This is a genomic window from Paenibacillus sp. NRS-1760 (assembly GCF_050467785.1).
In the GTDB taxonomy this organism is placed as follows: domain Bacteria; phylum Bacillota; class Bacilli; order Paenibacillales; family Paenibacillaceae; genus Pristimantibacillus.
Map to the genome: position 1 here is coordinate 1 of NZ_JBITPK010000002.1, position 26464 is coordinate 26464.

Genomic DNA, 26464 nt, shown 5'->3' on the forward strand with positions numbered 1-26464 from the left:
TTCTTTCGTGTCAACCGCGTATTTCGTATCGGCGACTTTTATAATATATCACATTCGCCCAAGTTAATGCAAGCTTTTTTTTAAATTCTTTTTTCGAAGCTTGTTTACTTACTCTTGGGGCGAGAACTAATGTAGCACATAATTGAATACAGAGTCAACCTTTTCCTTAAACCTTTTTTCAAATTTGCTAAACCACCACCCACTGGAGCCCAACGATTAAGGCTACTCCAGGTACACCTAATGTAAGTACAGTTCCTATCGTTATGGGATTCAGCGGGATATACATCCCTGGAACAAGACCTGAATAGTTTAACAAGTACAGCAAACCAGCCGCCAGAACAAGATGAAGCGAGAAACTGCGCAGCCATCCCCACGATAACCTGTTCTTAAGCAGTACGACTGCTAACAGGAGAGAAGATCCAATAAAAATCGATAACCATATTGTCTTCACACTCTCACCCCTCTCCATGCTGGCCAGTTCTTGCTAGTACGCTTTGCCAATCGAAGCAGCATCTCATATCGCTTTTCTGCTGTGATCATACAATATATCGCGTAATCCACTTGATCCTTGCCGACTGCGTAATTAAAGAAACGATTCGCATTTTCCCACTCACGGTGTGCCTCAACAATTTCGGCTCGGATGTCATCCATTTGGTTCATCCCTTTTTTCAATTCGAGCTGGCCTGTATTGCTCATATCTATCCCTCCCGCTTGTCCTCACTACATCATGTTCATTACTATATGTATAAGCTTGGACATTAGAATAGAACGAGATATTAAACGGAGCACCTTTTCAAGACGACAAAAACGGCAGATCGAGTAATTTCTCGACCTGCCGTTTTCTATATTTATTATGACTAGTTTATTTCTCTTCGACCTTCTAATGCTTTGGATAAAGTAACCTCATCCGCATATTCAAGATCACCGCCAACAGGCAAGCCATGCGCGATACGCGTAACTCGAATACCAAATGGCTTGATCAGCCGGGATAGATACATTGCTGTGGCTTCGCCTTCAATATTCGGGTTAGTGGCCAGTATAAGCTCCTGAACGCGTTCGTCGCTCAGCCTTCTTAACAGCTCAGCGATACGAATTTCGTCTGGACCGATGCCCTCCATAGGCGAGATTGCGCCTTGAAGCACATGATAATGTCCTTGGAAGTCCTTCATACGCTCAATCGCAACAAGATCCTTAGATTCTTGAACAACACATATGATGGAGTTGTCACGTGATTTATCCTGACAGATTCTACATGGATCTGTATCGGTTATATTGCAGCAAACCGAGCAATAGAACAAATTGCGCTTAACGCTTACTAGCGCCTTCGCAAAATCAATGACGTCGTCTTCCTTCATTCGAAGAACATGAAACGCCAGACGGGCGGCCGTTTTGGGTCCAATACCCGGTAATCGCGTAAAAGCATCAATTAACTTCGCTATCGGTTCTGGGTAATACAAAACTGAGTACAGCTCCTTTCAAGCAAAAAACGCCTTCAGTGTCCCCTGGACACTGAAGCAGCTTTGGCGGAAAAATAAAAGATAAGTATACACGTAATATACTTTCTTTTATTTCAAACAGAAGCAATACTGCTTCTTAGAACAATCCTGGAATTTTCATTCCGCCTGTGAATTTACCCATATCCTTATTCGCTAGATCATCCACTTTAGTTAGCGCATCGTTAACAGCTGTAAGGACAAGGTCTTGCAGCATTTCGACATCTTCCGGATCTACAGCCTCAGGTTTAATCGTAATGCTAAGAAGCTTCTTATGGCCGTTCGCAGATACAGTTACTACTCCGCCGCCCGCTGTTCCTTCAACTGTCTTTGTTTCCAACTCTTCTTGAGCCTTCATCATTTGATCTTGCATCTTTTTCACTTGCTTCATCATTTGGTTCATATTGTTCATTACCATTCACCTCATCATTAGAATTTAATCTTTATCCTTCACTACTACTAAATCTTCACCAAAAAGTTTGACGGCCTCTTCCACCCATACCGGCCGACTTGCAGCTTGTGGTGATGCAGAAGATTCGGGCTCAAGCTGAAGCGTCTCGCTCTTCTGCGTACTAGCGCCTTGTGCCGCTGCCGCCTGCCAGTCCTTCATCATAACCGTAACAATACGGAATGAACCGCCGAGCACATCATGCATGACTTTCTCAATAATCTCGCGATTGGCGGGCTTCTCGGTCGTTTCTCGGTGCATCGTATTCTTGAATGCGACGAGTATGGCATCGTCAGCGGAAGCAACCGGCTCACCGTCTTTCAGCCAAGCATGGACCGTAATCTTAGCGTCCTTCACACCTTGCAGCACATCGTTCCACTTCATTCTGAACTGATTGAATTCTGGACTGCCTGCTGTTGCCAGATAAGGATCAAGCTTGACTGCGGACCGTACTATGCCGCCTGAGCCGCCGAATGAACTGCGAACCGCATTAGTACGCGCTGCTTGCTTGCTGGCCGAGCTGTCAGCCGAAGAAGCGTTATTCCCGCTGCCCACTCCGTTTTGGATCGCTTGCTCTAGTTTACGCTCCAATGCCTCAATCTGCTGACGCAAACGTCCTACTTCAGCTGATTGTCCGCCGCTTGATGCTGAAGCAGCTGCACTTGCAGAAGCCGCTCCGCCTGACGATTGCTCGTCATTTAACGTGCAAAGCTTCATAAGCGCTACTTCAAACAAGGTTTGAGGCTGCGAGGCATGTTTAAGCTCCACTTGATAACGGTTCAACGTATCAATCATAGCGAACAATCGCTCTGGAGTGAAGGCCTCGGCCATCATTTTGAAGCGTTCAGGATCAACGATCCTCTCTGTTACTGCGCCTCCCTGCGGAGCAAGCTTCATAACAAGCAAATCACGGAAATAATAAATTAAGTTTTCCATGCATTTGTCCGCACTTTTGCCGGCTTGCATCAAGCTTTCCACGAGCGGCATAACTGCTGCTACATGACGATCCTTTACAGCCTCCGCCAGCTGGTAGAAATGATCAGCGGCCATGCCGCCTGTCACATCTACTGCCGCGTCGAGAGTAATGCGATCACCTGCAAAAGCTGAAACCTGCTCCAGCAAGCTAATCGCATCGCGCATTCCGCCTTCTGACAATCTTGCAATATAAGCAAGCGCATCTTCGTCGGCCTGTATGCTCTCTTCACGGCAAATCTTAAGCAAGTGCTGCGTCTGCTCTTCAAGCGATACCTGCCTGAAATCAAACCGCTGACAGCGGGAGATAATCGTAGCAGGCAGCTTATGCGGTTCGGTCGTCGCCAAGATAAAGATAACATGCCCCGGCGGCTCCTCCAATGTTTTGAGCAAGGCATTGAATGCCTCGGCCGTAAGCATATGTACTTCATCTATAATATAAACTTTGAACCGCACTTCTGAAGGTGCATATCGCACTTTATCACGAATATCACGAATTTCATCAATACCGCGATTAGATGCAGCATCAATCTCAATTACATCCATAATATGTCCCGCGGTAATCCCTATGCAAGCATCACATTCATTACATGGCTCTTCAGCCGGACCACGTTCACAGTTAACCGCTTTGGCTAATATTTTCGCAGCGCTTGTCTTTCCGGTTCCTCGCGGCCCATTAAAAAGATAAGCATGAGATACACGCTGCTCACGTATAGAATTTTGCAGCGTTTGAATAATATGCTGTTGTCCAACCATGTCCTGAAACGTCTGCGGACGCCAGGCACGGTATAAAGCGATATGTGACACGCAGACCTTTCCTTTCAAGTTGCCTTTTCATTTACAATAAGCAAAAGCACGTTCGGTCTTATAGACGCTGAAATTGCTTTGCATTGCGAAATATAAGTGTAGCAATAGAAAATAATTTACTTTCTTATATTTTAAACAATTGCTACTCCCCTATTATACAACAACTGTGTAGCAAGCAAAACTTTCTTTTGCTAAGACTTTACCCTATTAAAACAACATTTAAAAACAAAAACACCTGCATTCGCTAATTCCGACAAAAACATCGAACAGCGATCACAGGTGCTACTTTTGCTATTAGCAAATCATATTAGAAAATTTTAGTACCGTGCACCTACTCCTGATAAATACGACCCAGGCGACATCCTTGCACTACAGCTCGAGTCAGGCACTCCCCCGGCACATGAACTAATTTACTTATGGCTGCTTCCTTCCGGACCTGACCAAGTTCATAAACGTCCATTGCGGAGGACCCAACTGTCAACACTGCTCGCAAGTGCCAAGACCCTACATCAGTATAACCTCAAGTAGGAATTCAACCTCGCTACAGCGGATTGCGAGTTACAGGGCACCGCTACCTCCCCATCTAGCACGGCAAAAATAAGTATAGCCGATTCCGTCCTAAAGCGCAACTCGCGGTTGAAATTGGACGAATGACAGGGCTACCTTTTGGCTTCTACATGAACCTTATACCGAGGCATATTGTATTGAACGACCGACTGGGCCTTTGCTCGCAGCTCTTCGACTTGAACGTCGGACAGTGCTTTATTTGCTTTTACATTCACATGAAGATCGGTACCGTTAAAATAAATTTGCGTATGCTCGATGCCGGAAATCGGCTTCAACACCTGCTCAATGAATTTTCCATCTGCATTATAATTAAGATACTGATAACGATTCGGTAAATTGGGATTGCTGTTGGAATAGCCCATGTATCCATCATGTCCGTAGGTTTTCAGCCTGTTTTCTTGCTTACTTCTTCCATTCCCACATCCTGAGAGCGTCATGGCCAACAGAAATAAGCAAGCCAGCAAGGCTGCCATTTGAAATAAACCAAATCGTTTACTCAAACCGAATGTTTGTTTATTCAATCAAAAAACCTCCCTTCTATCCAATAGGATGGCTGAGGGAGGCTCTTGTATTCTGCCAAATAAAGGCGGAACGATTTGTAGGATTAAATACCGTATTTCTTCTTGAAACGATCGACGCGGCCGCCAGCATCCAGGAACTTTTGCTTACCCGTGTAGAATGGGTGGCATTGGGAACAAACCTCTACGCGAAGACTCGGTTTAACCGAACCAGTCTCGAAGGAATTTCCACAAGCGCAAGTTGCTGTAATGATGTGGTATGTCGGATGAATAGCTTGTTTCATCTCGTTCACCTCTTTCTGCCCTGAATCGCATGCGGACTCAGAGTTAAATCGCACATCTCGGATTATAGCATGAACTTATTTGCTGTTGCAATGAATAATCAGTGATATGGTTAATATTAGCCGAATTTACTACCTAATAGGTACTTATCGACGTAATGCCGCTGGTGGAACATGTGTATAAGAGCCAATAACTACACCCGGCAGCTCTTCACGGAAAATTTCAAGCATTTGCTTCATCCCGTATATTTCACCTTGTGCCTTAGGAATAATCGCTAAGTAGCTTTCAGGATCGATATTCAGGTTGCGCATTTGAATGAGTTTTAGTCCAGTACGCTTAACGAATCCAATCATCGCTTCTATTTCTTCCTCACGGTCAGTGACCCCTGGGAAAATCAAATAGTTGATCGACGTATATACACCATTGTCAGAAGCATATTTCAAAGACTTCTCAACATTTTTTAAGTTGTAGCCGCGAGGCTTATAGTAAGCATTATAATGATCATCAAGTGCACTAATCGTACTTACGCGCATTAGATTAAGGCCTGCATCAACAATCGCGCGCATGAAATCAGTCAATCCCGCGTTCGTATTAATGTTAATGTATCCAAGCGAAGTTTGACTGCGAACACGCTTCATAGCCTCAACGATGATTTTAGCTTGTGTTGAAGGTTCCCCTTCACAGCCTTGACCAAAGCTAATGATGGATTCCGGCTCGCGCAAATGCTCAAGCATAATTTCAACGATCTCATCAACAGTCGGCTTAAAATTCATCCGAGTCTGCGGAGCAACAAAGCCGCTATCATCAGGTTGTTCAGAGATACATCCGAAGCAGCCTGCATTGCAAGAATACGATACCGGAACAGCACCCTCCCATCTTCCTAGAAATGTGTTGGAAGAGGTTAAGCACTCATAACCTAGAGCACAGTTCGACAGATGCTTATAAAGACGATTATCCGGATATTTAGCAAGAATACGCTCTACTTGAATACCTAGTTCGCCACGGTCGCAATTAAGTGGATCCCATCTTTCAGGATCGTCACTTTGCTCAGCCGTTACATAAAAGTTACCGTCTTTCCATACGACAGCTGTATAACCGAACAATGGCAGCTTCTCGTTCTTGTCCGCTTTCACATAGCCCGGCAAGCATAGACGAGTAAAGCCTTGCGGAAGTAATGCGCCGACTGCTTGAGCTCCGCCTTGCAATGCCTGCATCTCGCCCGTGCTCGGATTAAGACCAATGGGTCTAGTGAAAGGCAGGCTAACAAGAGTTGCTCCATTAGGAAGTGGAATTAATTCCTCCTCCATGATTTCGACAATCATATCGCCGCTTCTTCCCAAAGCTATAAAGTCGGGATGGTCAAATACATTTCCGTTTTTATCCGCATATACGAGATTCATGTTGTTCTCCCTCCTGCGGTCTTACGATCCGTGCGTAGTTCTAGGCGTTGGACGCCTGCTGGTCGCTGTAGTACTGCTCTTTATACCGGACCGCTCCGGCTTCGCTTCAATTGTTGTATCAAGAGACATGAGGAACTGTTCGTTGTTCTCACTATCTTTAAGTTTCTTCAAGAAATTATCTACATAATCAGGCGTATCCGTCATACCTCTGCGGATGGCCCAAACCTTCTCCAGCTCTTCCTTCGTAAGCAACATTTCCTCACGTCTAGTTCCAGATCTGCGCAAATCAAGCGCAGGGAAAATACGACGCTCAGAAAGCTTACGGTCTAGATGGAGCTCCATATTGCCCGTACCTTTAAATTCTTCATAAATGATGTCATCCATACGCGAGCCTGTTTCGATCAGCGCAGTCGCAAGTATAGTCAAGCTTCCGCCCTCTTCCACGTTTCGAGCCGAACCAAAAAACCGTTTTGGACGGTGGAACGCCGCTGGATCAATACCGCCGCTAAGCGTACGACCAGATGGAGGAATAACCAAGTTATACGCCCTAGCAAGACGGGTGATACTATCCATCAAGATGACAACGTCCTTCTTATGCTCAACAAGACGAAGCGCTCGCTCAAGTACAAGCTCTGCTACTTTGATATGGTTCTCGGGCAGCTCATCAAATGTGGAGGCGATAACTTCACCCTTCACGGAGCGCTGCATATCAGTAACTTCCTCTGGACGCTCATCAATAAGCAGAACGAACAATTTGATATCGGGACGATTTTCGGAAATGCTGTGGGCGATTTCTTTAAGAAGCAAGGTTTTACCTGTCTTCGGAGGAGCAACAATTAGACCGCGTTGGCCAAGTCCTACAGGAGCAAGCAAATCCATCATTCGAGTGGAAAGCTTCGACTGTGTCGTCTCAAGCACTAGCTTCTTTTCTGGATAAAGAGGAGTAAGCGCAGGAAAGTGCAATCGTTCGGAAGCCGTTTCCGGATTCTCGCCGTTAACAGCATTTACTTGCAATAGACCAAAATAACGCTCATTCTCTTTCGGTGGACGGCATTTACCTGAAACAAGATCGCCGCTTCTCAAATCAAATCTGCGAATTTGTGATGCTGAAATATAAATATCTTCCTTGCTCGGCAAATAGTTAATAGGCCGTAAAAATCCGAAGCCTTCTGACAAAATATCGAGGACGCCTTCCATGAACATAAGGCCGCTCTTCTCTGCTTGCGCTCGAAGAATTGCAAAAATTAATTCCTTCTTCTTAAGTGTTCCGTAATAGGGAACCTGAAATTGCTTCGCCAATTTATAAAGGTCGGTCAATTTCATCTCTTCTAGATCTGCGATCTGAAGGTCTGTCATGTTCTCACCACTTTATTTAATTTTCATTATGATTTTGTATATCTAGTAAAATCATAGGATTGATTATCCATCATTGCCGAATTAGACGCCGTCTATTCCACAGCGTCTGCATCGTCCTATTCCTTATGAAGTGGCTTCCGTTTCACGCCATACTTCCGCACCCAGGCGGCATAAGTTTTCTACTAAATTATCATAACCTCGGTCAATATATTCGACGCCCGAAATTTCAGTAACGCCTTCTTCAACAGTCAAAGCAGCGACAACAAGTGCAGCCCCTGCGCGTAAATCAGCAGCCTTAACTTTTGCAGCACTCAGCTTGCCGCCTTCAATAACAGCTGAACGGCCCTCAACACGAATATCCGCTCCCATGCGAGTGAGCTCAGGAACATGCTTAAATCTAGTACCGTATACATAATCAGTTAAAATACTGACTCCATTCGCTTGTGTAAGCAAGGTTGTCATTGGAGATTGTAAGTCCGTAGGAAAACCAGGGTACACAAGTGCCTTTACATCAATGGACGAATAATTAGGTCCGCCAATAATTCGGATGGATTCATCCATCTCAATAACTTGAACACCCATCTCTTCAAGCTTAGCGCTCATCGCTTCCAAGTGCTTCGGAATAACATTATCAATAAGGACATCGCCGCGCGTTGCTGCAGCTGCAATCATATACGTACCGGCTTGAATTCGATCAGGAATAATGGAATGGCGGCAGCCATGCATCTGATCGACGCCTTCAATACGAATCGTCTCAGTCCCGGCACCTTTGATTTTTGCGCCCATGGCATTAAGGAGAGTAGCTACATCTATAATTTCAGGCTCTTTTGCCGCATTTTCAATAATCGTTATTCCTTTGGCCCGCGAGGCAGCTAGCATGATATTAATCGTTGCTCCAACACTTGAAACGTCAAGGTAAATCTTTGCGCCTCGTAATTGCTCAGCATGAATTCGAATAGATCCATGATCATTAGTTACCGTGGCACCAAGTGCTTCAAACCCTTTAATATGCTGATCAATTGGTCTAGGCTCAAAGTTGCAGCCCCCTGGCATTCCGATTGTCGCTTCACCAAACCTACCAAGCATTGCCCCCATCAAATAATAGGATGCGCGCAGCAATTTCACTTTGCCGTTTGGCATCGGTTTGGAGACAAGCGCGGAAGGATCAATGCGCATCATATCGCCGTCACGCTTTACGACAGCACCAAGCTCCTGCAAAATTTCACTATATACAGCTACATCACTTATAATAGGCAAATTATCCAACACAACTTCTGATTCTGCTAAAATAGCAGCAGGTACAAGAGCCACCGCGCTGTTCTTGGCTCCGCTGATTTGAACGGTACCGCGAAGCGGCCGTCCACCGCGTATCATCAATTTCTCCATCTAATTATAGTTCCTCCCGTAGATTGGAAGAGAATAAAGGAAAAACCGCCAAAGCAAGCGAGTGTTAAACCCACTTGCCGTTATGAGGCGGTTTATTCCTTTGCTCCTGTTATTACACATAGTTGTTACTTCCGAACAAACGGATTTTTGTTAGTAACAGCCAGCTTCTCAATTCGCACAGCTGTCAAGTATTGGCGTAGTTCCAACGAATCAGCGTTAGCTATTTGTTTTCTTGAAATTGTATTTGTAAAAGCAACATGTTTCTCTCAAAGGGATACTGAAACTGAAATCATGATCAAAATCAAATCGATTGGAAGACTAGATTTTTTTTGGCCCCGGCACACGCCATTGCAGCAGTGAATTGAATGCCCATATATTTCAAGGCGCTTTCGCTGACCTTGCAAATAAACGGTGATTTTTCTTCCTTAGCAGCTTCAACAATCGTTTGTGTAATTACCCTGATGTCTGTGTTGAACTGGACTACTGTTTCTCGCTTGCTATAAGCGCCTGGCAAAATTCATTCATAGGAACTAACAAGATCGCTGTCTTCCTCGTAAATGTTATCTTTCTTCCTCCAGCTCGGTCCGACTTGTCATTCTGAGACATTATAACATAATGAGCCTTGGAATAGTAAAGCTTGTTTTGCTATTGCCAATAAATAAAAAAACGGCATCGCCATCAAGTAAGAGACGATACCGTTTATTTGCTAAATCAGGAGCCTATTGCAAAACGACTTGTGGAGTTGCCGCCTCGCAGCTGCATATTAACCGCAATTCGCATCTCATCGATGTCGAAAGGTTTCGTAAAGTGCATTAATGCCCCGAGATCCGTCGCTTCTTTAATCATATCCAATTCACCATATGCGGTCATCATGATGACTTTAATGTTTCGGTCGATAGCTTTCACATGCTTTAAAATTTCCAAACCATCCATGCCGGGAATTTTCATATCCAACAGAACAAGATCAGGAGCATCGTTCTTGACGATTTCCAAAGCCAGCTTGCCATTAGACGCTTGGAACGTATTATAGCCCTCGCTGCTGAAAACTTCCATAAGCAATACGCGAATACCGTTCTGATCATCAACGATCAACACTTTCTTCTTATCCAACTCCAAATCCCCCCGCAAATGAGTTTACCCAGAAAATGGCCAACTCTTCCATAATCGTTAATATATTCGCTAAAGTGGGTATATAATCCTTCTCGTTAAGAGAAAAACTTATCTGTTGTTGTTAAAGAATCTGCCATTGATCAAAAATGCAATATATTACTCGGAATGGTTAAGCGCTGCTTGTACAAATCCGCGGAACAACGGCTGCGGACGGTTCGGTCTAGACTTGAATTCCGGGTGGAATTGAACAGCCAAGAACCAAGGATGATCAGCCATTTCCACAACCTCAACAAGACGGCCGTCTGGAGAAGTTCCAGAAATAGTAAGACCAGCAGATTCAATTGCTTCACGGTACTCATTGTTAAATTCATACCGGTGACGATGACGCTCATAAACGAGCTCATCGCCATATTCACGCTCAGCAAGCGTACCTGGCTTAAGTTTACAAGGGTACAGACCAAGACGCATCGTGCCACCCATATCTTCAACATCCTTCTGATCCGGCAGCAAGTCAATAACCGGATATGGAGTGGATGAATTAATTTCAGAGCTATTCGCACCAGCTAGTCCCGCCACATTTCGAGCATATTCAATGACAGCTACCTGCATGCCAAGGCAAATACCGAAGAACGGAATTTTGTTTTCACGTGCGTATTTAATCGCTGTAATCTTGCCTTCAATACCGCGATCGCCAAAGCCGCCTGGCACAAGAATACCATTAACGCCTTTAAGCTGCTGGTGGACGTTCTCTTCCGTAAGCTCATCTGCATGCAGCCAACGAATTTTCACTTCTGAGTCGGAAGCAATACCCGCATGCTCTAGCGACTCTACAATACTGAGGTACGCATCATGCAACGAGACATATTTACCAACAATTGCAATTTCCGTCTTCTTATGAAGCGACTTTACACGCTGAACAAGGCTTTCCCATTCGCGCATATCTGGCTGTTCTGTCTTAAGCTTCAGATGATTAACAACGATCTCGTCGAGGCCTTCCTCACGAAGCATCAATGGCACTTCATACAAAGTGGACGCATCGCGGCATTCCACGACTGCATTCGCATCGATATCGCAGAACAAGCCAATTTTACGTTTCAAATCTTCAGCAAGCGGATGCTCTGTACGGCATACGATTACGTTCGGTTGAATACCGATGCTGCGCAATTCCTTAACACTATGCTGCGTCGGTTTTGTTTTCACTTCACCTGCCGCTTTGATGTAAGGAATAAGCGTTACGTGGATATACATTACATTGTCGCGCCCGATATCACTTTTGATTTGACGAATAGCTTCAAGGAAAGGCAAGCTTTCGATATCACCAACCGTACCGCCGATTTCTGTAATAACAACATCAGAACCCGCTTCTTTGCCCGCACGGAATACACGGTCTTTAATTTCGTTCGTAATATGCGGGATTACCTGAACAGTTCCACCCAAGTAGTCGCCGCGGCGCTCTTTGGTAATTACGTTGGAATAGATTTTGCCGGACGTCACATTGTTGTTCTTCGACAGATTAATGTCGATAAACCGTTCATAGTGACCAAGATCCAAATCTGTTTCTGCACCATCATCGGTAACGAATACTTCTCCGTGCTGATATGGACTCATCGTTCCTGGGTCGACGTTGATGTATGGATCAAACTTCTGAATCGTTACTTTGAGGCCCCTGTTCTTCAGCAATCGGCCAAGCGAGGCTGCTGTTATCCCTTTGCCCAAGGACGACACTACGCCGCCGGTTACAAAAATATATTTGGTCACTGTGATGATACCCTCCAAGCCCTATGGTTAATGTTTAGGTTTGCCCATTTACTCGATAAACATGGATGCGGATACACTCCGCCTATCCATCCAATTTGTGGGAATGCATCCTACAGACCCATCCCTCACAAACAAAAAAAGTGACACCCGTAGCAACGGGGCACTTTTCCTTTTTTGGCATATATAAAAATACAAGCAAGCATCAGCAATGCGTTATGCTCCACTTCTATTTCACCGCGAAACTTGACCTTCTCGTCAAAAGACGAAAACGAGTCGTTTGCGCTTGTATGCGTTATTTGTTAACCGAATCTTAAGCCCATGAGATAGTTTACTCTGCGCTCCTAGCAACTGTCAAGCGAAACTGACTGGATATTCCTCACGCCAGTTCAAACGACTAAGCCATCTGTATAGAGCAGAGCTCGTACCGCAGAAAAGTATAAGAAGGAGGATAAGCTGGGTGCTTAAACCTCCTTATACTTTCAGCAAACATTTACTTGTCAGACTCGTCGTCGTCTTCAAATTCCTCATCATCCGACTCATCATCATCCGCATCGAGTTCACCGTCGACTTCTTCCTCGTCCAGCTCCTCGTCGTCGATTCCAACTTCCTCATCGACTTCAGCTTCCTCTTCTGCCTCTTCGAAGTCCTCGCGGTCCTCGTCGAATACATCATAGTCTTCTTCAGCCTCTGCGTAAGTATCCTCTTCTTCGTCCGCAAATACATCATCATCTTCGAGATCATCATCATCGTTAATGATACGCGTACGCTTCGCATTACCTACAGGATCTTCAGAACGCTCAACTGGATACCAGCGTTTCAGTCCCCACATGTTGCTGCCAACGCAAGCGAAACGTCCATCAATGTTGATTTCTGTATACACTTGGGCGATGAACTGGTTGATTCCGTCTGCGGAAAGACCGCGTATTTTAGCGATCTCCATCATTAGATCGCGATAGTAGTAAGGCGTATTAGCCGCTTTCAGCACTTCAAAGGCCAAATCGACCATAGGCATTTCCTTCATACGTTCAGGATCCAGCTTTAACGTGAAATTGCTGCTGCTCATATGGACACATCCTCTCTTGCCATTCAATTTATGTACTCGTTCTTACCTATAAAATGCAAGGATCGTGTACGTTATTCTCTTATACACCGCTCACATTTAATCGCAAAACGATCGGTAACTGCCAGAGGCTCGCACCCGTCGTTTACGCTAGTCACAGTATAGTAAAACCTATTTCCTGCAAAAAAGCAAGCGGACCACGCTGCTGCGGTATAGCTTGGACTTCTATGCAAAAAGCGAAAGGATAGTCCTTCCGCTTTGACTGTATCCATCCGGCCATGACACGAGGCAACGCACCTTGGTCGTAAGAGTCCCTGAGAACTCTTTGTTCATCGTATGTCCCCAGTCGATTTTTGACACGGTTTTCAGCCTAATTATGTGAAAAAAGGCAAGTTGCTCATGCGTTATAGAGCGCTCGTTCATACAATAGTTCAGCATGGTCCGTCGGGAGGGGAAGCCAAGTTTGGACACCGTCGCTTTTATCCGTATGTTGCAGGATACGATGGCTCGCACGGACACAACGACTGTTAAGCGTATCATTCGCTTTCAGCGTGCGAGCGACTACCGATACTTCCTACAGCAATTGCCTAAAGTCACTTCATCATCTTTACCGCAAAAAAGCATTAGACAAATGCCCAGCATTCTTGGAATAGCCTGCACATTGCCGGCCGAGGAATCATTAGAGCGATTCGCCGGGCGTGTTTGGATTGAGAAAGATTGTAAAATCAGCGTGCATTCTTCTCCACAAAAGTCGATTATTGTAGATAAGGGCATCCCCTGGGGTGTAAACCAGATTAAAGCCCCGCTGGCTTGGAGCACGACAACCGGTCACCGGGTCAAAGTCGGCGTCATCGATACAGGAGCTGATTTCAGCCATCCAGATCTTCGCCAATCACTCTCTAGGGGCATCAACCTTCTCAATCGCAGCATGCTCCCTCATGATGATAACGGTCATGGTACACATATTGCAGGTACCATCGCCGCAGCAAATCAATTACAGGGCATGATTGGCGTAGCCCCGCGGGCGTTAATCTCGCCTGTCAAAGCTTTTGACCATAATGGGAGCGCCTTCGTATCCGACATTATTCTCGGTATTGAATGGTGTATCCGCAATCGCATGAACGTCATCAACATGAGCTTCGGTATGAAGACAAAAAGCAAAGCGCTGCTTGGAGCTGTCATTAACGCTCACAATGCAGGTGTCATTATCGTTGCTTCCTCCGGCAATGACGGGAAGCGCCGTTCCGTTGATTATCCGGCACGCTACCCTCAAACGATTGCTGTTGGCGCTACGAATAAACTCCGCCGCGTTGCACCTTTCAGCAATCGAGGCTCCTATATTGACGTTTACGCACCTGGCGACAAAATCGTATCCGCATGGCTGCGCGGCAAATACAATGAAATGAGTGGAACCTCCATGGCCACCTCGCATGTCAGCGGAGCAATCGCGCTTCTGCTCGCACATAAGCCGGGACTTACGCCTACCGAGATCAAGACAATTATTAAACGATCCGTTCAGCCCCTTAGAGGCAGTAAAGCCCGCCGAACGATCGGCGAGCTTGACGTGATGCGTATGATGCAAACCGTGGATAAGGTATGAGTCCACGGTTTGTTTTTATGAAACAAAGCTTACATGCGTTCTGGAGCAGAAACGCCGACCAAACGAAGCACGTTCGCAATAGCGATACGTACGGCTCCAAGCAAGGCTAAGCGCGCTTGCGATTGCTCAGCATCTTCTGTGATGACGCGCTCCGCTCTATAATAGCTGTGGAACTGGGAAGCCAGCTCGTATACATAACGAATAAGACGATGAGGCGCATATTGTGCTGCAGCCTCAGAGATCTCCTGCGGCAGCTCACCAACTTTACGAAGAAGATCGAACTCGCCCTCGGCAGTCAGCTTGCTGAAATCGATAGAGTCTGTGGATTTAAGAACAATGCCTTGTTCCTCCGCTTGTCTGAAAATACTGCAAATCCGAGCGTGCGCATATTGAACATAGAACACAGGGTTCTCATTTGAAGTAGAGATCGCTAAATCCATATCGAAATCAAGATGCGAATCCATGCTCCGCATGGAGAAGAAGTAACGAATCGCATCGATGCCCACTTCATCCATTAAATCTTGCATGGTAACCGCTTTGCCCGTACGCTTCGACATTTTCATTTTCTCGCCGTTCTGGAACAAGCTGACCATCTGTGCAATTAACACGGTCAGTTTCTTCGGATCGTTGCCTAGTGCCTCCATCGCTGCTTTCACACGCGGAATGTAGCCATGGTGATCGGCACCCCAAATGTTGATCATCTGATCGAAGCCGCGTCCGTATTTATCCATATGATATGCGATATCCGGCGTCAAATAGGTATATGAGCCGTCATTTTTCACGAGCACGCGGTTTTTGTCGTCGCCAAAAGTCATGGTAGACAGCCATGTCGCTCCTTCTTCTTCATAGACATGCCCTGTCGCCTTCAGCGTTGCAAGACCTTGCTCCACTTGTCCGCTCTCGTATAATGCTGTTTCACTGTACCAAACGTCAAAACCGACGCGGAATCTTCCGAGATCGCGTTTAATTTTGTCTAGCTCCCGCTCAAGGCCAAACTGGCGGAAAAACGTAAAACGTTCTTGATCCGGCAATTCCAGCAGCTTATCGCCTTCTTGCTCGACAAGAAGTTTTGCAAAACCAATGATGTCCTCGCCATAATAACCATCCTCCGGCATTTCCGCCGCTTGACCAAGCGCTTGACGGTAACGAGCTTCAATGGATACAGCTAGGTTCTCCACCTGCTTGCCCGCATCATTAATATAATATTCGCGCGTAACATCATATCCCGCATAATCAAGTACATTGCACAATGCATCGCCAACTGCGGCACCGCGAGCATGTCCAAGATGCAGGCTGCCCGTAGGATTCGCGCTCACGAACTCTACCTGTACACTTTTGCCGGAACCATCCGAAGTACGTCCATAGTTTTCTCCCGCTTCAAGCGCTGCAGCCACAACCGGATAGAGATAGCTGTTATCCATACGGAAGTTAATAAAGCCCGGGCCTGCAATTTCCGCTGCTTGAATAGAAGCTTGCTTCGTATCCAAATGCGCAATAATCGCCTCAGCGATTTGACGAGGGTTCTTCTTCGCCAGCTTCGTCAGCTGCATCGCTGCATTTGTTGCCAAATCTCCGTGCGATTTATCCTTAGGAACTTCAAGCACAAACGCCGGAAGCTCTTCCCGCGCTGCCAAACCAGCCGCTACCGCTGCATCTGCGATCGCTGCTTTGACTTGTTCATACATCTTCTCTAATACATTTGCATTCATTAATTTTGTTCCTCCTGTATATGGAGCCGGATATGAAACCGACCCGACATTTGATCACCAACGTACAATTCATACTCCCATTCAAGTGTAAAAGGAAGCTGATCGGGCAATGTGTCCATCACTTTCATTACACCATCTTCACCCGGCGCATGAAGCCGCAGCTGCAGCGTTTCTGCTTCAAGTGATAAAGATGTCATTTGTGATTGATAGCTGCCAGCTCTCCTATGACCAGGAACAAAAAGCTGCTCCGATTCTATAGCGCCGCGCCGCACAACTGACATTTCTTCCGGCCGGAATCGAATAAGCGTCCGTATTTCACCAGCTTCTGTATCGCCTTCCACTGCCGGCTCGATGTAGCGGATAAATATGGATTTCTCCTTGCGGAACCAATCCCCTTTGTAAGCATGAGTATGCGAGCTTCCATCCTGCACACTCTCCAATGTAATTCGCACTTTCCTGCTGTCTGCCATCATCTTGCTCCTGTTATCAGTCTAATCTTATGTAACTACTATATACAGGTAGGCTCCGAATTTCAACGCTAGAGCCCTGTTAACTTGTTGCAAACGGTACGATTTCACGCCATGCCTCCACACGATCCTCGAGCGTTCGCATACGCGGAGTTGGAATCGGACTGGAGGAAGGCAGCTTGAGTAACGTGATGCTTCGAAAGCTTTCATGCCCTTTATAAAATTTCTGAAAGGTATCGTATGCCTTGCTTCCGTTAAATGCAAAGCAGCGCAGCTCTGGATATTTGGCTACAAGCTCCGGCAGCTTCTGCGGTACGATTCCACGTATGTTCACATCCAAGCTGCCTTCGCGCTCGCAAGATTCGATAACATCCCATAGCGCTAAGCGATGCTCCTTTAAGAATGCGAGACGGTTGTCATACACAGGGTCTGGGTCTGACTCATTAAATAAACGATATATAATTTTCCACATAAAGTTTTGCGGGTGTCCATAAAATTGCTTATGCTCAAGCGATTTAACGCTTGGTGCTGTCCCAAGAATCAGCACGCGTGATCGCTCATCGATAACAGGCGGAAACGAATAAATGCGCATGTCGTATAGCCCCCTAATCTATTTTTAAAAGCAGCAATAACGTCTTATTATAAGCCCATTCTAGCCTTGATCATACGATCGCATTTTCTGTTTGTATTAGAAAAAGACGCTTCCCGCTAAGATTACGCGGAAAACGTCTTTTTATCAATGCGAATCGATTATTTGGCCGGAATCTTTATGCTTTGACCCGGATAGATTCTATTTGGGTTCTTTAGCTTATTATAGCTGGCTAATTTCTGCCACGTCGTTCCGTGTTCCAAAGCTATTGCATAAAGAGTATCCCCTGCTTTAACCGTATAAACCGAAGCTTGAGGAGTCGTTGGAACAGAAGTCGTTGGCTTCTCAGGTTTAGCTGGCTCTGTCGGCTTCGTTGGTGTTGTTGGTGTTGTCGGTTTTGTTGGTTCTACCGGCAACACTACTGACTTCGCACTTAGATTAAGCTTAAACTCTGCATAACCGTCAGCTGTATCACCCGTGTAGGAAGTCAACTTATTCGCTTCCGCTGCACTCTTTGCTTCCGGTGATGTCTTGATTGTCACGTTCACGGTGTCATTAATTGCCGCTAGCGACCAGTTGCCATCCGCTGCCGGATCAATCGTCTTGAAGGAGCGAATGTAGTCAATGACAACCTGGCGGTTCTCATCCGGGGACGCAAGGATAATACGTTTGCCGTCCGGGTTAGCGAATTTGCTAGAAGATGCACGGTAGTTGTTCGTTGCAACAACGAATTTCTGATCCGCCTTAATTGGTTTTCCTTCAAACTGCAAATTAACGATCCGCTTCGCGCTTTCGTTCTTGAGCGCGCCGCCAGCTTCATACTTCGTCGGTTGTGCAACATCGATCTGATAGGTCACACCGTCAATGACATCGAAGTTGTACGTTGGAAAATCATAATTGATCAGCTCTTGCTTCTCTGTGCTCGCTGCATCGATCTGCTTGAATTGACCAGCTGACCACTCGAGCCATTCTTTAATCTCCGCTCCTGTGACGAGTACAGCATTCACAGTATTCGAGTACAAATACAAATCGGCAACATTCTTGATTGCAATATCGCCCGCCTGAATATTGGTATAATAGTTCGGTCCTTGGCGGCCGCCAGCCTTAAACGGCGCTCCTGCCGAAAGAACAGGAAGCCCTTCATATTCCGTTCCCTGCAGCTGCTTCTCTACATACCATTTTTGTGCATTCGTAACGATTTGAATGGATGGATCATCTTGAACAAGAGCAAACCAGCTGTTGATTGACGCTGTCGTCTTGCCGACAGGCCCTCGCACATACGCCAGCGTATGCTCATGATCCTCTTTCACCGCATCGACAACAGCTTTGTCAGCTTCTACAAGAGGTACCTTATTTACCGAATCAAAGATAGGCTTAACCGTGCTTTTCGAATCAACAACGGCCCATTTCCCATCCTTGTTCTCCAGTGTTAAATCAATAATCCCAAGATTATTTCCCCAGAAGCCCGGTTCAACCGCAGGCACTCCGTTAATCGTTCCTTTGGCGAGATCGACACCCGTTTTTCCTTCAAACGATTTGTCAGGGAATACTTTATGCGCATGTCCGAACAAAATCGCATTAATGCCAGCAACTTTGCTTAAATAGAGCACCGAATTTTCCATGAGCTCTGATTGCGGGATATCTTCAAAGCCCGAGTGCGGAATCGCAACAATGATATCCGCTCCCTTCGCTTTCATTTCCGGTACAAACTTTTCTGCCGTTTTGACAATATCCTTAACGATAACCTTGCCTTCTAGATGAGCTTTGTCCCATGTTGTAATTTGCGGAGGCACAAATCCAATCACGCCAACCTTCAGCTTATGCTTCGCGCCCTTGCTGTCTGTTACCTCTTTATCAATAATGAGATAAGGCTTAAACAAATTAACATCATTCGTCTCATCCTTGTCTCCATCTACTTTATAAATGTTTGCATTTACATAAGGAAAGTCTGCACCCGCGAGCGAGGTGTCCAGAAACGATAAGCCATAATTGAATTCATGATTGCCTAAGTTGCCTGCATCGTAATTAAGCAAATTCATAGCTTTGTACACCGGATGCGTCTCGCCCTGCTTCAGCTTATCAACCGTAGCGACATAATCACCTAGGGGATTTCCTTGTATCAAATCGCCATTATCAAATAATAGACTGTTCGGAGCTTCCTCCCGCGCTTTCTTGATGAGCGTAGCCGTCTTCGCGAACCCATATTCATCAGTAGGCTTGTCCGCAAAATAGTCATAGTTCATCATGTTCACGTGCAGGTCCGACGTTTCCATAATTCGCAGTTGCACTGTATTGCCTGCACCCGCATCAGCCATTGCCGTGAACGGCATAGCCCCTAGACTAACGGTAATAGCAGCAGCTAAAGCACCCTTCCACACCGATTTGTTAACCAACAAAAACGCCTCCTTCATTCTTTTTCTATTAATAAGATGCTCTGCTGCAAGCACAAGATGAAATAATGTTTTCCTACAATATATTAATTTAAATATTCTGAATTGTCATTTATTTATTTTGTTAATCCAAAGTGCCCTTTTACAATAAAAAAAAGGCTTCACGCCACGCGGATAAATGACCGCTGGCAGTGAAGCCTTCACTATATTTAATGACTATTTCAAAAAGCCTAGAAGCATCTCGCGAATAACCTTCGCCGCAACAATTTGCGTTTGCTCCGTCGGATCATAAGCTGGAGCAACCTCAACGAGATCGAAGCCCACAATGTTCACGCCGGAACGTGCAATGGCATGAACGGATTCAATAAGCTCCTTCGATGTAATGCCGCCCGCTTCCGCTGTACCTGTACCTGGTGCTGCAGATGGATCAAGCACATCGATGTCGATCGTTAAATAAACTGGACGTCCTTCGAGCTCAGGAAGCACCTTCTTAAGCGGCTCCAAAACCTCGAACGGATGGAAGTTGATGTTCTCGCGTGCATATTGCCACTCTTCGCGCGATCCTGAACGAATACCGAACTGGTAAATGTTCTGTCCACCCATAAGACCAGCTGCTTTGCGCAGCGGCGTAGAGTGAGACAATGGCTCGCCTTCATACGACTCGCGCAAATCAGCGTGAGCGTCGAAGTGAATGATCGCAAGATCAGGGTACTTTTTGTACACCTCTTGGAAGATCGGCCAAGAAACAAGATGTTCGCCGCCGAGACCAACAGGAATTTTACCGTCGTCTAGCACACCGCGAACGAATTCGCCGATGATTTCCAGACTGCGCGCTGCGTTTCCGAAAGGAAGCAGCAAATCACCAGCATCGAAATATTCAATATCCTCGAGGCTGCGATCTAGGTAAGGGCTGTATTCTTCAAGTCCAATCGACACTTCGCGAATGCGAGGAGGGCCGAAACGGGAGCCTGGACGGAAGCTAACCGTGAAATCCATCGGCATGCCGTAGATAACCGCTTTGGAAGCTTCGTAGTTGTCAGAGCTCAAAATGAAGACATTGCCTGAATATTTTTGATCCAATTTCATGAGGTATGTCCCTCTCTTTCCTGAAGCGTAGCCGCTTGTTACTTCACAAGATCTTCAACAAATTTAGGAAGCACGAATGCTGCTTTGTGAAGACGAGGCGTGTAATATTTTGTATCAATTTCTGGAATTGCTGTCTCATCAACAGCAAGAGGATCGTGTTTTTTGCTGCCCATTGTGAACGTCCACAGACCGCTTGGGTAAGTAGGAATGTTCGCGCCATATACACGAACGATCGGGAATACTTCCTTCACGTCTTTGTTTACGCTTTGGATCAGGTCCGCTTTAAACCAAGGGTTGTCCGTTTGAGCAACGAAGATACCGTCTTCTTTCAATGCTTCGTAGATGCCTTGGTAGAAGCCCTTCGTAAATAGGTTTGCCGCAGGGCCAACCGGTTCAGTGGAATCAACCATAATAACGTCATAGGTGTTTTTATGATCATGAATATGCATAAAGCCGTCGTTTACAAGCACTTCAACACGCGGGTTGTCGAGCTCGCCAGCGATGGATGGCAAGTATTTTTTGGAGTACTCGATTACTTTACCGTCGATGTCGACAAGAACTGCCTTCTTCACCTTCGGATGTTTCATTACTTCACGAATAACGCCGCCGTCTCCGCCGCCAACAACAAGCACGTACTCCGGATTCGGATGCGTGAAAAGTACAGGATGCGCAACCATTTCGTGGTAAACGAACTCATCCTTAACCGTGGTCATAACCATACCGTCGAGAACAAGCATCGTTCCAAACTCTTCCGTTTCGATCATATCAAGCTGTTGAAAATCTGTTTGTTCATTAACGTAAGTCTTAGTGATCTTCGCCGTTATGCCGAAGCTATCTGTTTGTTTTTCCGTATACCACAATTCCATGGTGTTAAATCCCTTCTTTCCTTCAATCGTTCAACCTGTATTATAGTAAAATTATTAAATCACTACAAGTACTCTAGACAATCCGTGTATTAACGTTTTTCAAAGATTTTATTAAGTATAATATCCTGATTTTCCGTACGATATGTAGATGCTGTTTCACAACAAAGGCTGCTCCACATAACATGGGACAGCCTTTGTTCATCTTGAGAAGGTCATACCTGTTCTTTTATATAACGTCCTTCTCAATCATTTGCCAGCTTCACGCAGCCTGTCGTCTCACGTATGATCAGCTCTACCGGCAATGCCTTGCACCTCTCCTGAACAGGGTTGCCATCAATCTGATCGAGCAGCATGCGGATCGCTTCCTGCCCTTTCTCCAAAATATTTTGAGAGACGGTCGTTAGCGCAGGCGAAGTAAAACTAGAGATGGACAAATTGTCAAAGCCAATTACCGAATAGTCCTCCGGCACCTTTTTGCCGAGTTCTCGCAGCCGCTTAAGCAAGCCCATCGCACTTACATCCGAAAACGAGAAGATCGCCGTCACGTCCGCAAGCTTGATGAGCTGATCCGCAGCGCAATAGCCACCTTCTAGCGATGTCGGGAGCCTGATCATTAAGGTTTGGTCGTATGGAATACCCGCTTCTGCCAGCGCATCCTTATAGCCTAACCATCGCTCATGCAAAACACCGTAATATGTGATGCGCTCAAGCGGAATATCTCCAATTAAAAGCGCAATTCGTCGATGTCCTTGGTCGATTAAATAACGAATCGCGCGATAGCTTCCTTTTCTGTCCTCTAAATTAACTTGATATAGATCCTCCCGCTTCAAGTAGCTATCAATAAAGACGGCAGGCATGCCTAAGTTTACAATGCGATCAACTGCCTGCGAGCCCTCATTCGTCCCCATCACGATTAATCCATCCAATCGACGCTCCTTGGCGAATGTGAATGTTTCTGTGCTCTCATCAATACCCGATAAAATAATATGAAATTGGCGATCACGAGCCCCTTCTTCTACACCTGTAAGCAGGTCCCAATAAAATGGGTTGTCCTGCAGCCTCCCAGGCTGCATCATCGGTACGACCAGTCCAACAAGATGCGTACGCCGAGTCTTTAGATTTCTAGCAGGCAGATTGGGCGTGTAGCCAAGCTCGATAATTACCCGCTCGATATTTTCTTTCGTTGTGCCCGATACCCTTCCCTTGCCGTTAATAACATTAGAGACCGTCGCAATCGATACACCAGCTATCTTGGCAACGTCTACGATGCTTACTTCATTTTTCATCCTCTTATCGCTCTCTTTCGTCTCAAAGCCCATCCGGCTCCTTGAGTTAAACGTTTTATCATAGTATAGCTTATTTGTGGAGGCACTAAAATTTGTACTCCGAAAATATAAAAAAAGAAGAAGCAAACCGGCTCAAGCGAGCCGCCTGCTTCCCCTATACTGCATACTACCAGCCGCTGTTGCCTGCACCTCTAGTTATTACAAACTGATTATTCGGATTCGATAGCCCTCCCGATGCAGCCCCTGTGACCGTTACATTGCTAAACGTCCCTGATCCAGTAACGGAATCGAACAATATCCCATAGGTGCCGGCGCCGCTGATATTCACTTGATTAAAGCTCACGTTTGTTATCGATTGATTGTAGCTGAATTTCACAGCTTCATAGGTGCTGTCATTAATTTGAACATTATCGACAACGATTGGAGCCGAAATGCTCTGGTTTTCTGCATAGATCCATAAACCGCCGAAGCTCGTGTTCCAGTTGCGCTCCCAGCCGCCTGTACGGTTCAGCGTATTTCGTTTCACTTCAGTCGTGCCGCTAAATGCAATGGCATTGAACCTTGTACTGACCACGATGCCTGCAGAAGCCGTCACCGTGTCTGCACCGATGTTATCCCATATCTTGTTGTCCTTGCCGCCGTAAAGGGCGTACGTATTTGCAAGAACAGGGACCTGGGCGATATTATAGCGGAACATGCTGTTCTCATTCGGTGAGCCGTCCGACCACATCGCGAAGGCGTCGTCTCCTGTATTGCGTACACTTAAATGGCTGATCGTTGTATTTTTGACACCGCCATGAAGGTTTACTCCATCCGCCCATGTATTGCGAATCTTACCTCCGACTACATATAAACCGTCCGTTCCAGACTGCAGCCAGAAGCCCACCTTCGTATGCTCGATCCATACATTTTGAATAAGCGAGCCTATTCCAAAGTTTCCTTCGAAAGCAGCGTGGTCCGCACCGTCGTTCCGATACAGCGAATCTCCCGTAATCGCAAGATCGGTAATCGTTACATTACCGCCTACGCCATAAAAGCCGCCTTTCCCGTTAGTGCCTTGCAAATTAGAGTACCACATGCCAGCGCCGCGAATATGGATACCGTCCACATTCACACGGTCATTCATTCGGAAGGTGCCTAATGGAATCCACACGCCTGCTTTGCCTGTCGACTTCGCATTAGCAATAGCGTCGCGAATCGCTTGCGTATCATCACCTGCATCGCTCGCAACAGCTCCGAAGGAGGTAATGCTCACGAAATTAGCAGGCATTGTGTAGGCGGCATCTACTTGTTCCAAGTTAATAAGATCAATCGTATAGTAAGAAGCTGTATCGCCAGAATCCTTCTGCAGCTTCACCGTAGCCCCCGCAGGAATGTTTCCGACAAGGAAGCGGCTCTCATCATAAAATCGATGTCCTTCGCCGTTCGCAGCATTGTCATTGTACGGATAAGCGCCATACGTCCATGCATAACGTGACGTTAGGCTGAGTGTCTGTGTTTTAGCTCCGTTCACATAAAGGCTAAGTGTTCCATTCGTACCGCCGCCCCCAGCCGAATCAGGCATACTATACCTGACAACAACAGAGTTAGCTGCTTGTGGCGCTGTCCACTGCACATAATGCCCAGTAGATGTCAGCTTTACAGCGCGTCTTCCCGACGATTCTGATTCAACAGTTAAATAAGTACGGTTTGCTGTAAGCACCTGAGCGTTCGTCGTGCCGCTCTCCGCTTCCAGCTCTTGATAAGGTACGGTTGCTCCCCGCGCCGCCAAGCTGATTCCACCTGCTGCGGAAATGTAATCGATCGCTATTCCGCCGCTATTTCCGCTGTCATATTGATACGTAATCGTATTTAAACCTTTGCGGAGGCTCAGCGTCTCGCTTTGACTGCCCCAAGTGGTTGCTCCTCCAGTTGCTGAGAGTGTTGTTGTTTTAACAAACACGCCATTCACGTAAATATTTATCGTCTTGCTCGCCCCTGTTCCATTTGCGTAGCGAAGCTCAACAGCCGAGTTCCCCTCCGCAGTCCGGTTAACGGTGCAAATTGCTCTCGCACCGACGCTTGTAAAGTTTTGCAAATAGGTCGATGCTTTGGTTACTCCACCTGAGAAAAATTGATCTTCCGCTTGATACACAAACCCCGTGCCCGGCGTTGGTGTTGGTGTTACAGTAGGCGTAGGCGTTGGTGTCACGGTTGGTGTTGGAGCTGCTGTAGGGGTTGGTGTCGGCGTTGTTGTAAGAGCACCTACAACGAGGTTATCCAAATTGATATTTCCAGAATCCGTCGTATCAAATTGAAGCCGAACGGCATTGCTGCCTGCATTCAGAGTAACGACTTCCAGCTTGGTGCCCCATGTGTCCCAATTCGATGTAGCTTGAAGCGTAACCTGACGAAGCTTTGTTCCATTCAGATAAAGGCTTAATGTTTTATCGCTGCCTGTTCCATTTGAATATCGGAACGTCAGCTCACGGCTTCCGGCTGCGGCTGGCGTAACTGCAAATTGTACCGCCGCGCTTCCTTTGTTGCCATCTGTGAAGCCTCCGACAAATCCGGTTCCCGTATAGCCCGTATGATCGTTAGCTATAGTTGTTCCTCCCGTAAGAGTCGCCGCTTCTGCTTCAAGGGTGTTTGGCCCAGCTGGCACTGCTTCAACATCAATTTTGTCTAAGTTTACGTTTCCTGTGTCTGTCGTGTCGAATTTGTAGCGGATCGTATTGCTGCCTGCTGCGAGCGTCAATGCTTCCGTGCTGGTCGTCCAGCTGTCCCAATTCGCGGTTGCATTCAGCGTCGTTTGCTTCATTTTGACGCCATTTACGTATAGGCTCAACGTCTTCGCACTGCCATTTCCATTCGCATACCGCACGGTTACGTTATGAACCCCAGCTGCTGCCGCGCTTACCGTAAACTGAGCAGCTGCATTTCCCTTATTGCCATCTATAAAACCGCCAACGAAGCCAGAACCGGAATAACCCGTATGATCATTCGCGTATACAGCTCCCCCTAAGAGTAAAGCCGACTCCGCTTCGTAAGAAGCTGCATAGCTAGTCTGTGCCTGCGCGAAGAATGTGAGCACCATACTCATAATAATGAGTACGGATAGACGTTTCTTAAGGCTATTCGTCATTAATCATCACGATCCTTTTCATATAATAGAAGCTCATTTACCTGCGTTGATTTGAATAAGTGCGATTATAATGTAAACGCATTCATAAATCGTCATCCACTATGTCAGGCAACACCACCTTTCAATAGAACAATTTTTGAACCCTTGGCAGCATAATAAGGAAGGTTCATGGATCTTTGCATAATACCAT

At 46.2% G+C, this 26464-nt stretch carries 23 protein-coding genes and 1 other RNA gene; 1 reads left to right on the forward strand and 23 read right to left on the reverse strand.

The genetic code is table 11. From position 1 onward, the window contains the following. Nucleotides 1-187: 187 nt before the first annotated feature. The 15 genes from ACIFSR_RS00010 to rpoE all read right to left on the reverse strand — a co-directional run bounded on the left by ACIFSR_RS00010 (nucleotide 188) and on the right by rpoE (nucleotide 13160). On the reverse strand, nucleotides 188-451 hold the full coding sequence (locus tag ACIFSR_RS00010; RefSeq protein WP_076271600.1) for a pro-sigmaK processing inhibitor BofA family protein: 264 nt from the start codon (nucleotides 449-451) through the stop codon (nucleotides 188-190). Further along, complete coding sequence (locus ACIFSR_RS00015; protein WP_430053873.1) at nucleotides 448-696, reverse strand: DUF2508 family protein; 249 nt, start codon at nucleotides 694-696, stop codon at nucleotides 448-450. The genes ACIFSR_RS00010 and ACIFSR_RS00015 overlap by 4 nt, the downstream gene beginning before the upstream one ends. A gap of 161 nt (nucleotides 697-857) precedes the next feature. Further along, nucleotides 858-1457 (reverse strand): recombination mediator RecR, encoded by a 600-nt coding sequence (recR, locus tag ACIFSR_RS00020; RefSeq protein ID WP_076271598.1) that lies wholly within the window; start codon nucleotides 1455-1457, stop codon nucleotides 858-860. 136 nt (nucleotides 1458-1593) lie between these two features. Further along, nucleotides 1594-1905 (reverse strand): YbaB/EbfC family nucleoid-associated protein, encoded by a 312-nt coding sequence (locus tag ACIFSR_RS00025; RefSeq protein WP_054025909.1) that lies wholly within the window; start codon nucleotides 1903-1905, stop codon nucleotides 1594-1596. Between the two features lie 24 nt (nucleotides 1906-1929). After that, complete coding sequence (gene dnaX, locus ACIFSR_RS00030) at nucleotides 1930-3720, reverse strand: DNA polymerase III subunit gamma/tau (RefSeq protein ID WP_430053878.1); 1791 nt, start codon at nucleotides 3718-3720, stop codon at nucleotides 1930-1932. Between the two features lie 323 nt (nucleotides 3721-4043). After that, an RNA gene (ffs, locus tag ACIFSR_RS00035) (signal recognition particle sRNA large type) lies at nucleotides 4044-4312 on the reverse strand. A 67-nt stretch (nucleotides 4313-4379) separates the two neighbouring features. Further along, nucleotides 4380-4808 (reverse strand): hypothetical protein, encoded by a 429-nt coding sequence (locus tag ACIFSR_RS00040; protein WP_076271596.1) that lies wholly within the window; start codon nucleotides 4806-4808, stop codon nucleotides 4380-4382. Between the two features lie 83 nt (nucleotides 4809-4891). Then, on the reverse strand, nucleotides 4892-5089 hold the full coding sequence (gene rpmE / locus ACIFSR_RS00045) for a 50S ribosomal protein L31 (protein ID WP_339205996.1): 198 nt from the start codon (nucleotides 5087-5089) through the stop codon (nucleotides 4892-4894). Nucleotides 5090-5233: 144 nt separating this feature from the next. Further along, a complete protein-coding gene (locus tag ACIFSR_RS00050; protein WP_339205995.1) occupies nucleotides 5234-6487 on the reverse strand; it encodes a radical SAM protein in 1254 nt (417 codons plus the stop codon). 21 nt (nucleotides 6488-6508) lie between these two features. Then, on the reverse strand, nucleotides 6509-7843 hold the full coding sequence (rho, locus tag ACIFSR_RS00055) for a transcription termination factor Rho (protein ID WP_430053883.1): 1335 nt from the start codon (nucleotides 7841-7843) through the stop codon (nucleotides 6509-6511). Between the two features lie 123 nt (nucleotides 7844-7966). Continuing rightward, nucleotides 7967-9229: a UDP-N-acetylglucosamine 1-carboxyvinyltransferase gene (locus ACIFSR_RS00060; RefSeq protein WP_076271592.1), complete on the reverse strand. Its 1263-nt coding sequence runs from the start codon at nucleotides 9227-9229 to the stop codon at nucleotides 7967-7969. Between the two features lie 301 nt (nucleotides 9230-9530). Next, the gene (locus ACIFSR_RS00065; protein ID WP_430053886.1) at nucleotides 9531-9743 is read right to left on the reverse strand and encodes a class II fructose-bisphosphate aldolase; all 213 of its coding nucleotides are present in this window, start codon (nucleotides 9741-9743) and stop codon (nucleotides 9531-9533) included. Between the two features lie 197 nt (nucleotides 9744-9940). Beyond that, the gene (locus ACIFSR_RS00070) at nucleotides 9941-10339 is read right to left on the reverse strand and encodes a response regulator (RefSeq protein ID WP_076271590.1); all 399 of its coding nucleotides are present in this window, start codon (nucleotides 10337-10339) and stop codon (nucleotides 9941-9943) included. A gap of 156 nt (nucleotides 10340-10495) precedes the next feature. Continuing rightward, nucleotides 10496-12097, reverse strand: coding sequence for a CTP synthase (locus ACIFSR_RS00075; protein WP_430053890.1), 1602 nt, complete (start codon nucleotides 12095-12097; stop codon nucleotides 10496-10498). 490 nt (nucleotides 12098-12587) lie between these two features. Continuing rightward, nucleotides 12588-13160, reverse strand: a complete 573-nt coding sequence (gene rpoE, locus ACIFSR_RS00080; RefSeq protein ID WP_076271588.1) for a DNA-directed RNA polymerase subunit delta — start codon at nucleotides 13158-13160, stop codon at nucleotides 12588-12590. 460 nt (nucleotides 13161-13620) lie between these two features. Between rpoE and ACIFSR_RS00085 the strand changes: the two genes are divergently transcribed. Beyond that, nucleotides 13621-14757: a S8 family peptidase gene (locus ACIFSR_RS00085; protein WP_339205988.1), complete on the forward strand. Its 1137-nt coding sequence runs from the start codon at nucleotides 13621-13623 to the stop codon at nucleotides 14755-14757. Between the two features lie 29 nt (nucleotides 14758-14786). Here ACIFSR_RS00085 and argS read toward each other — a convergent pair whose 3' ends face one another. The 8 genes from argS to ACIFSR_RS00125 all read right to left on the reverse strand — a co-directional run bounded on the left by argS (nucleotide 14787) and on the right by ACIFSR_RS00125 (nucleotide 26274). Continuing rightward, nucleotides 14787-16466 carry an arginine--tRNA ligase gene (gene argS / locus ACIFSR_RS00090; RefSeq protein WP_430053894.1) on the reverse strand — a complete coding sequence of 560 codons (1680 nt, stop codon included), beginning with the start codon at nucleotides 16464-16466 and terminating at the stop codon, nucleotides 14787-14789. After that, nucleotides 16466-16936 carry a DUF1934 domain-containing protein gene (locus tag ACIFSR_RS00095; protein ID WP_430053897.1) on the reverse strand — a complete coding sequence of 157 codons (471 nt, stop codon included), beginning with the start codon at nucleotides 16934-16936 and terminating at the stop codon, nucleotides 16466-16468. The genes argS and ACIFSR_RS00095 overlap by 1 nt, the downstream gene beginning before the upstream one ends. A gap of 79 nt (nucleotides 16937-17015) precedes the next feature. Continuing rightward, the gene (locus tag ACIFSR_RS00100; protein WP_076271584.1) at nucleotides 17016-17525 is read right to left on the reverse strand and encodes a DNA-deoxyinosine glycosylase; all 510 of its coding nucleotides are present in this window, start codon (nucleotides 17523-17525) and stop codon (nucleotides 17016-17018) included. Nucleotides 17526-17683: 158 nt separating this feature from the next. Continuing rightward, nucleotides 17684-19933 (reverse strand): bifunctional 2',3'-cyclic-nucleotide 2'-phosphodiesterase/3'-nucleotidase, encoded by a 2250-nt coding sequence (locus ACIFSR_RS00105; RefSeq protein WP_430053901.1) that lies wholly within the window; start codon nucleotides 19931-19933, stop codon nucleotides 17684-17686. A 195-nt stretch (nucleotides 19934-20128) separates the two neighbouring features. Next, nucleotides 20129-20998: an agmatinase gene (gene speB / locus ACIFSR_RS00110; protein WP_076271583.1), complete on the reverse strand. Its 870-nt coding sequence runs from the start codon at nucleotides 20996-20998 to the stop codon at nucleotides 20129-20131. A 38-nt stretch (nucleotides 20999-21036) separates the two neighbouring features. Then, entirely contained in the window at nucleotides 21037-21864 is an 828-nt protein-coding gene (gene speE, locus ACIFSR_RS00115) for a polyamine aminopropyltransferase (protein ID WP_054025894.1), read from the reverse strand. Between the two features lie 242 nt (nucleotides 21865-22106). Then, entirely contained in the window at nucleotides 22107-23150 is a 1044-nt protein-coding gene (locus ACIFSR_RS00120) for a LacI family DNA-binding transcriptional regulator (protein ID WP_339205982.1), read from the reverse strand. A 166-nt stretch (nucleotides 23151-23316) separates the two neighbouring features. Continuing rightward, nucleotides 23317-26274 (reverse strand): carbohydrate-binding protein, encoded by a 2958-nt coding sequence (locus tag ACIFSR_RS00125; protein ID WP_430053907.1) that lies wholly within the window; start codon nucleotides 26272-26274, stop codon nucleotides 23317-23319. Between the last annotated feature and the right edge of the window lie 190 nt (nucleotides 26275-26464).

What these genes read in the sequence shown, in the direction of transcription:
- ACIFSR_RS00015 (WP_430053873.1), bottom strand. Translation starts at nt 696, where the DNA reads ATGAGCAATACAGGCCAGCTCGAATTGAAAAAAGGGATGAACCAAATG.
- ACIFSR_RS00025 (WP_054025909.1), bottom strand. Translation starts at nt 1,905, where the DNA reads ATGAACAATATGAACCAAATGATGAAGCAAGTGAAAAAGATGCAAGAT.
- rpmE (WP_339205996.1), bottom strand. Translation starts at nt 5,089, where the DNA reads ATGAAACAAGCTATTCATCCGACATACCACATCATTACAGCAACTTGC.
- ACIFSR_RS00050 (WP_339205995.1), bottom strand. Translation starts at nt 6,487, where the DNA reads ATGAATCTCGTATATGCGGATAAAAACGGAAATGTATTTGACCATCCC.
- rho (WP_430053883.1), bottom strand. Translation starts at nt 7,843, where the DNA reads ATGACAGACCTTCAGATCGCAGATCTAGAAGAGATGAAATTGACCGAC.
- ACIFSR_RS00060 (WP_076271592.1), bottom strand. Translation starts at nt 9,229, where the DNA reads ATGGAGAAATTGATGATACGCGGTGGACGGCCGCTTCGCGGTACCGTT.
- rpoE (WP_076271588.1), bottom strand. Translation starts at nt 13,160, where the DNA reads ATGAGCAGCAGCAATTTCACGTTAAAGCTGGATCCTGAACGTATGAAG.
- argS (WP_430053894.1), bottom strand. Translation starts at nt 16,466, where the DNA reads ATGAATGCAAATGTATTAGAGAAGATGTATGAACAAGTCAAAGCAGCG.
- ACIFSR_RS00095 (WP_430053897.1), bottom strand. Translation starts at nt 16,936, where the DNA reads ATGGCAGACAGCAGGAAAGTGCGAATTACATTGGAGAGTGTGCAGGAT.
- ACIFSR_RS00100 (WP_076271584.1), bottom strand. Translation starts at nt 17,525, where the DNA reads ATGCGCATTTATTCGTTTCCGCCTGTTATCGATGAGCGATCACGCGTG.
- ACIFSR_RS00105 (WP_430053901.1), bottom strand. Translation starts at nt 19,933, where the DNA reads ATGAAGGAGGCGTTTTTGTTGGTTAACAAATCGGTGTGGAAGGGTGCT.
- speB (WP_076271583.1), bottom strand. Translation starts at nt 20,998, where the DNA reads ATGAAATTGGATCAAAAATATTCAGGCAATGTCTTCATTTTGAGCTCT.
- speE (WP_054025894.1), bottom strand. Translation starts at nt 21,864, where the DNA reads ATGGAATTGTGGTATACGGAAAAACAAACAGATAGCTTCGGCATAACG.
- ACIFSR_RS00120 (WP_339205982.1), bottom strand. Translation starts at nt 23,150, where the DNA reads ATGAAAAATGAAGTAAGCATCGTAGACGTTGCCAAGATAGCTGGTGTA.
- ACIFSR_RS00125 (WP_430053907.1), bottom strand. Translation starts at nt 26,274, where the DNA reads ATGACGAATAGCCTTAAGAAACGTCTATCCGTACTCATTATTATGAGT.